The sequence below is a fragment of the Paracoccus yeei ATCC BAA-599 genome, from assembly GCF_000622145.1.
In the GTDB taxonomy this organism is placed as follows: Bacteria; Pseudomonadota; Alphaproteobacteria; order Rhodobacterales; family Rhodobacteraceae; genus Paracoccus; species Paracoccus yeei.
This window is the reverse complement of the sequence record NZ_JHWH01000008.1, coordinates 204,508-211,027: the sequence shown is the minus strand read 5'-3', so window position 1 is coordinate 211,027 and position 6,520 is coordinate 204,508. Positions and strand designations below refer to the sequence as shown.

Below are 6,520 nucleotides of genomic sequence, written 5' to 3'. Positions count from 1 at the left end.
CCGGGGCTGATCGCCGTGGTGATCTACGCCATCCCGCCGATGATCCGGCTGACGAACCTGGGCATCCGCCAGGTGGACAGCGAAGTGCTCGAGGCCGCCGACGCCTTCGGGTCCTCGAAATGGCAGCGCCTGATCAAGGCGGAGCTGCCGCTGGCCCTGCCCACCATCATGGCCGGCATCAACCAGACCATCATGATGGCGCTGGCAATGGTCGTCATCGCATCCATGATCGGCGTCCAGGGCCTGGGCCAGCCGGTGCTGAAGGCGATCTCGAACCAGTATTTCACGCTGGGGCTTTTCAACGGGCTTGCCATCGTCGGCATCGCGATCCTGTTCGACCGCATCAGCCAGGCCTGGGGCCAGCGCCTGCAGAAACACCGCGGAGGCCATCATGTCTGAACCCATCGGAATCGAGATCCGCAACCTTTACAAGATCTTCGGCGCGCGCGGAGCGGAGTACGTCGATGCCGTCAACCGCGGCATGACCAAGCAGGAGTTGAACGACAAGCACCGCCATGTGCTGGGCCTGCGCGACATCAACATCTCGATCCCGGCCGGCGCGATCCAGGTCGTGATGGGCCTGTCGGGTTCGGGCAAGTCGACGCTGATCCGCCACATCAACCGGCTGATCGAGCCCACCGCCGGCCAGATCGTCATCGAGGGCCAGGACGTCGTGCAGATGGCCCCCGAGGTGCTGCGCCAGTTCCGCATGCACAAGACGGCGATGGTGTTCCAGAAATTCGGCCTGCTGCCGCACCGCACGGTCCTTGAAAACGTGGGCTACGGGCTGGAAGTGCAGGGCGTCGACTCGGCGACCCGGCACAAGACCGCGATGCGCTGGATCGAGCGCGTCGGCCTGAAAGGGTTCGAGGCCAAGTATCCCAGCCAGCTGTCGGGCGGCATGCAGCAGCGGGTGGGCCTGGCCCGCGCGCTGGCCAACGACGCGCCGATCCTGCTGATGGACGAGGCCTATTCGGCCCTTGACCCGCTGATCCGGTACGACATGCAGACCGTCCTGCTGGATTTGCAGAAAGAGGTCAGGAAAACCATCGTCTTCATCACCCACGACCTTGACGAGGCCTTGCGCATCGGCGACCGCATCGCGCTTTTGCGCGACGGTTCGGTCATTCAGCAGGGCACCGGACAGGACATCGTTCTGAACCCGGCCGACGACTATGTGGCGAACTTCGTCCAGCATGTCGACCGCGGCAAGGTGGTGCAGGTGGCCTCGGTGATGGAGCCCCTGAACGGCGAGCCCCTGCCCGAACCCGTGGTGCGGTCCGACATCACCCTGACGCAGGCGCTGCGCGACATGATGGCCCGGGGCGTGCAAAGCCTGGGCGTCGAGGACCCCAGCGGCAAGCCGGTCGGGCGACTGTCGATGCAGCGCGCGATCTCGGTTTCGGCCGGGGCATAGAGGGGGCGCCATGACCCGACCGACGCTGGACGACCTCGATGCCGTCCATTTCGACGTGGTGATCGTCGGCGCGGGCGCCGTCGGTTGCGCGACGGCCCGCGAACTGGCGGGGCGCGGCTATCGCACCCTGCTGGTGGACCGGGGCGACATCGCCTCGGGCACCTCGGCGCGGTCCAGCCGGATGCTGTATTCGGGCCTTGGCTACCTGGCGGCGCGCTATCCGCTGTGGCAGATGGCGCTGCGGCCCCGCGACATGCTGCAGCGCCTGCGCTATACCCGCCAGGTGATGCGCTGCCGGGCCGAGCTTGTGCAGTCGATGCCCGGGCACCTGACGCGGCACGATTTCCATTATCCCTTCCGGCGCGGCGACCGCTATCCGGCCTGGCTGGTCGATCTGGGCTTCAAGCTGGTCGAGGCGCTTGGCGGCTGGCGGGTCCCGCTGGCCTATCGCCGGACGGCCGACGTGGGGGGCGCAAGCGCGCTTGCCGCCGAACTGGGCGGGCCGCTGACGGGCGTGGGGCTGTTTCAGGAATACATGTATGCCTGGCCCGAACGCATCTGCGTCGACACCGCGCTGGATGCCGAACGGCGCGGCGCGACGATCCGCACCTACACCGCGGTCACCGGGATCGACCGGCTGGACCGGCGCTGGCAGGTTTCGCTGGCCGAACGCGCGCCCGGTGCGGCGGGCACGGCCCGGGTCACGGCCGATCTGGTGGTGAACGCCGCAGGTCCCTGGATCGACCGGGTGCCGGGCGGCGGAACCGGCCCGCGCGTCCTGGGCGTCAAGGGCGTCAACGTCATGATCCGCCTGCCCGACCGCTTCCGCGGCCTGGGGCTGGAGGCGTTCTCCAGCAAGGGCGAGCCCTTCTATGTCTTTCCCTGGCGGGACCTGCATTTCATCGGTCCGACCGAAACCGTCGTCACAGCCGACCCCGACACCGTGACGGTCGACGAGGCCGAGATCGACTATATCCTGGCCGAGGCGAACCTGCTGTTCCCCCGGCTGGGACTGGACCGCAGCCACGTGATCCATGCCTGGTGCGGCGTGCGTCCGACCTCGACCCAGGATGGCCGGACGACCGTCCTGCCGGTTCGCGTGGTCGAGGATGCGGCGCGGCCCCGGCTGCTGGCGATCACCGGCTCGACCATCATGCTGCATCGCCACGCGGCGCGGCTGGCGGCCCGGGCCGTCGAACGGCGGCTGGGCAAGCGCGGCGCGGCGCCCCAAGGCACCATCCTGAAGCCCGAACCGCCCGCGACCCGCGCCGGGATCGAGGCATTGCTGCAGGCCGAACATGTCGTGACCCTGGCCGACCTGGTCCGCCGCCGCCTGCCCGATGGGCTGGGCCCCGATCTGGGCCATGCCCGGGCCGAGGGGTTGTCCCATGTCATGGCGGCCGCCATGGGCTGGAGCGAGGAGCGCCGGCACGAGGAATTGCGCCGCTTTGCCGCCGAGGTCGAGCGGATCAACCCGCCCATGCGCCCCCAAGCCGCAACCGCCGCCTGAGCCGCGCGTCGGCGCGCAAGAAAGGGGACCCCGCGGGGTCCCCTTTGCCATGGCGTCACCCGCCCGTTCGGGCGGGAACCCGCGCGGGGCCCCCTTGCCCGGTTCAGCCCGCCAGCAGCGCGGCATTGCCCCCGGCTGCGGTGGTGTCCACGCACAGGTGGCGTTCGTGGGCGACATGGGCCAGGTCGGGCATGGCGGTGATCAGCTGCACGATTTCGCCATCGCGGTCCGCAAGCGCCGCGGCATAGGCGCGGCCGCGCGCCTCGTCGCCCCACCACAGCACCGCGGAAAGCTGCGGCATCTGGGTCAGCAGCGCGGGCGCGACATCGCCATCGGCAGCAACGGCGATGCCGCCCAGCCGCTCGACCGCGGTCCCCTGCGCGGCGGCGGCCGCCCGGCCCGGACCCAGACACAGGACCGGGCCCCGAGCGTGGGCGGACAGCCGGTTCAGCTCTCCGGTGGGGCCGGGCATCAGCCGCTCTTCGATCCTTTTCGGGACTGCGGCGGCCGACAGGGCACTGCGCAGCCGGGCCTCATCGGCCGGCGCCTTCCACGCCATGCCGATGGCCGCCGGCGCGCCGGGCGCGAAGAAGCGCGGCACATAGCGCGGCCCGCCGGCCTTGGGCCCGGTACCCGACAGCCCCTCGCCGCCAAAGGGCTGGCTGCCCACGACGGCGCCGATCTGGTTGCGGTTGACGTAGATGTTGCCGACATGGATCGCGTCCGAGACCTCTTGCACGCGGCTGTCGATGCGGGTGTGCAGGCCAAAGGTCAGCCCGAAGCCGCGCGCGTTGATGTCGGCCACGACCTGATCCAGATCGTCGCCCCGGAAGGTCGCGACATGCAGGACCGGGCCGAAGATCTCGCGCTCGAGGTCGGCGATGCCGCCGACCTTCAGCAGCGTCGGCGGGATGAAGTAGCCCTGGTCCGGCACGTCCAGCTTGTGCAGCACGCGGTTGCCGTTGGCCTCGATATAGCCGGCGATGTCCTTTTGCGCCTTGGGGTCGATCACCGGGCCCACGTCGGTCGACAGCGCCCAGGGGTCGCCCACGGTCAGTTCGTCCATCGCGCCCTTGATCATCTCGATCAGATGCGGGGCGATGTCTTCCTGGACGTACAGGCAGCGCAGGGCCGAACAGCGCTGCCCCGCCGACCGGAAGCTCGAGGCCACCACATCGCGCACCGCCTGTTCCGGCAGGGCGGTCGAATCGACCACCATCGCGTTCAGCCCGCCGGTTTCGGCGATTAGCGGCGTGCCGGGTTCCAGGTTCGCGGCCATGGTCCGGGCGATGGTCTGCGCCGTCTCGGTCGAGCCGGTAAAGACCACCCCCGCCACACGCGGGTCCGAGGTCATGGCCGTGCCCACCACGCTGCCGCGTCCCGGCAGCAGTTGCAGCGCGGTTTTTGGCACGCCGGCCTGGTGCAGCAATTGCACCCCCAGCATCGCGATCACCGGCGTCGGCTCGGCCGGCTTGGCGATGACGGCATTCCCCGCCATCAGCGCCGCCGCGATCTGGCCGGTAAAGATCGCCAGCGGAAAGTTCCACGGGCTGATCGCGCCGACGATGCCGCGCGGGGGCTGCGGGCTCGCCTCGCCCTCGCTCGCGTAATAGCGCAGGAAATCGACCGCCTCGCGCAGTTCGGCCACGGCGTCGCCCAGGGTCTTGCCGGCCTCTCGGCCCAGGATGCCAAAAATGCGGGCGTGGTTTTCCTCGTAAAGGTCGGCGGCGCGGCGCAGCACGGCGGCGCGTTCCGCCGCCGGGGCGTCCCAGATGCGGGCGTCGTCAATGGCACGCCCCGCGGTTTCGGCATCGACCATCAGCACCTCGGCGATCTTTTCGCCGGTGGCCGGGTTCACCACATCCTGCCGCGTGCCGGTCGGCTCCGAGACGGTCTGCGGCAGCGCATCGGGAATGGGCAGGTCGCGCCTGGCCTCGATCGCGGCCAGCACCTGCTCGTCGCTCAGGTCGAAACCCGTCGAGTTCGGGCGGTCATCGCCGAACAGGGCCTGCGGGGTCAGCAGCGAACGCGGCGGGCGCGCCGTCGCCAGCGCGTCGAAGGGGTCGCGGGCGACCTCCTCGGGCGGGATGGCTTCGTCAACGATCCGGTTGACGAAGCTGCTGTTCGCGCCGTTTTCCAACAGGCGGCGGACCAGATAGGCCAGCAGGTCGCGATGCGCACCGACGGGCGCGTAGATCCGGCAGCGGCCTTTCGTCTCGCGCAGGACGATGTCATGCAGCCGCTCGCCCATGCCGTGCAGGCGCTGGAATTCGAACTCGACGCCCTGGGCCATTTCCAGAATGGCGGCGACGGTCTGGGCGTTGTGGGTGGCGAATTGCGGATAGATCCGGTCGCCGTAGCCGATCAGCTTGCGGGCATTGGCGATATAGCTGACATCGGTCGCGACCTTGCTGGTGAACAGCGGAAAGCCGGGGAAACCCTCGACCTGGGCGCGCTTGATCTCGGTGTCCCAATAGGCGCCCTTGACCAGCCGCACCATGATCTTGCGGTCCAGACGCACGGCGGTATCGTAAAGCCAGTCGATGGTCTGGCCGGCGCGCTTGCCATAGGCCTGCACCACCACGCCGAACCCGTCCCATCCGGCCAGCGAGGGGTCCGACAGCACCGCCTCGATCACCTTCAGGGACAGCACCAGCCGGTCCTGTTCCTCGGCGTCGATGTTCATGCCCATGCCGGCCGCCTTGGCCTGTTGCGCCAGCCGCAGCACCACCGGCACCAGTTCGGCCATGACGCGCGCTTCCTGCGCCACTTCATAGCGCGGATGCAGCGCCGAAAGCTTGATCGAGATGCCGGGGTTCATCTGGACCGAGCCCTTGTCGCAGGCCTTGGCGATGGCCGCGATGGCGTCGGCATAGGCGCGGTCATAGCGTGCGGCGTCGGCGCCGGTCATCGCCGCCTCGCCCAGCATGTCGTAGCTATAGGTGAAGCCCTGCTTTTCGCGGGTGCGGGCGCGGTCCAGCGCGGCCTCGATGGTCTGGCCCAGCACGAACTGGCGGCCCATTTCCTTCATCGCGCGGCCGACGGCGGAACGGATCACCGGCTCGCCCAGGCGGCGGACCATCCGGCGCAGCGTGCCGGCCTGGTCGTCGTCCAGCACCTTGCCGGTCAGCATCAGGGCCCAGGTCGAGGCGTTGACCAGCGACGAGGTCGCCTCGCCCAGGTGCCTGCCCCAGTCCGAGGGGGCGATCTTGTCCTCGATCAGCGCGTCGATGGTCTGGCGGTCGGGAACGCGCAGCATCGCCTCGGCCAGGCACATCAGCGCCACGCCCTCGCGCGTGGACAGCCCGTATTCCGACAGGAAATGCTCCATCAGGCTGGGCTTGGCCTCGGCCCGGATGCGGCGCACCAGATCGGCGGCGCGGGCGGTGATCTGGGCGCGCGCGGCGGGGCTCAGCGCGGCCTGGGCGACCAGCCGGTCCAGAAGCGCCGCTTCATCCGCGAACTTGGCTTCGGTCGAAAACACGGTGGGGCTGACGGATGACGACATGCGGATCTCCTGGTTCGTTGCGGCAGTGATACCACATGTCCCATGGTCCATGTGCCCGAAGATGTGCTATTTGCTAGGCGAACGG

At 69.2% G+C, this 6,520-nt stretch carries 4 protein-coding genes; 3 read left to right on the top strand and 1 reads right to left on the bottom strand.

Going from position 1 to position 6,520, the window contains the following annotated elements; genetic code table 11:
- The 3 genes from BU28_RS0106205 to BU28_RS22150 all read left to right on the top strand — a co-directional run.
- On the top strand, positions 1-399 hold a 399-nt coding region (locus BU28_RS0106205), incomplete at its 5' end, for an ABC transporter permease (RefSeq protein WP_028718709.1).
- The gene (locus BU28_RS0106200; RefSeq protein ID WP_028718708.1) at positions 392-1,417 is read left to right on the top strand and encodes a quaternary amine ABC transporter ATP-binding protein; all 1,026 of its coding nucleotides are present in this window, start codon (positions 392-394) and stop codon (positions 1,415-1,417) included. The genes BU28_RS0106205 and BU28_RS0106200, both read left to right, overlap by 8 nt.
- Positions 1,418-1,427: 10 nt before the next feature.
- Positions 1,428-2,927, top strand: coding sequence for an FAD-dependent oxidoreductase (locus tag BU28_RS22150; protein ID WP_051577852.1), 1,500 nt, complete (start codon positions 1,428-1,430; stop codon positions 2,925-2,927).
- Positions 2,928-3,030: 103 nt separating this feature from the next.
- Here BU28_RS22150 and putA read toward each other — a convergent pair whose 3' ends face one another.
- The gene (putA, locus tag BU28_RS0106190) at positions 3,031-6,435 is read right to left on the bottom strand and encodes a bifunctional proline dehydrogenase/L-glutamate gamma-semialdehyde dehydrogenase PutA (RefSeq protein WP_028718707.1); all 3,405 of its coding nucleotides are present in this window, start codon (positions 6,433-6,435) and stop codon (positions 3,031-3,033) included.
- Between the last annotated feature and the right edge of the window lie 85 nt (positions 6,436-6,520).

Bases quoted from the DNA above. Each gene is read 5' to 3' on its own strand.
- putA (WP_028718707.1), bottom strand. From the start codon at position 6,435: ATGTCGTCATCCGTCAGCCCCACCGTGTTTTCGACCGAAGCCAAGTTC.
- BU28_RS22150 (WP_051577852.1), top strand. From the start codon at position 1,428: ATGACCCGACCGACGCTGGACGACCTCGATGCCGTCCATTTCGACGTG.
- BU28_RS0106200 (WP_028718708.1), top strand. From the start codon at position 392: ATGTCTGAACCCATCGGAATCGAGATCCGCAACCTTTACAAGATCTTC.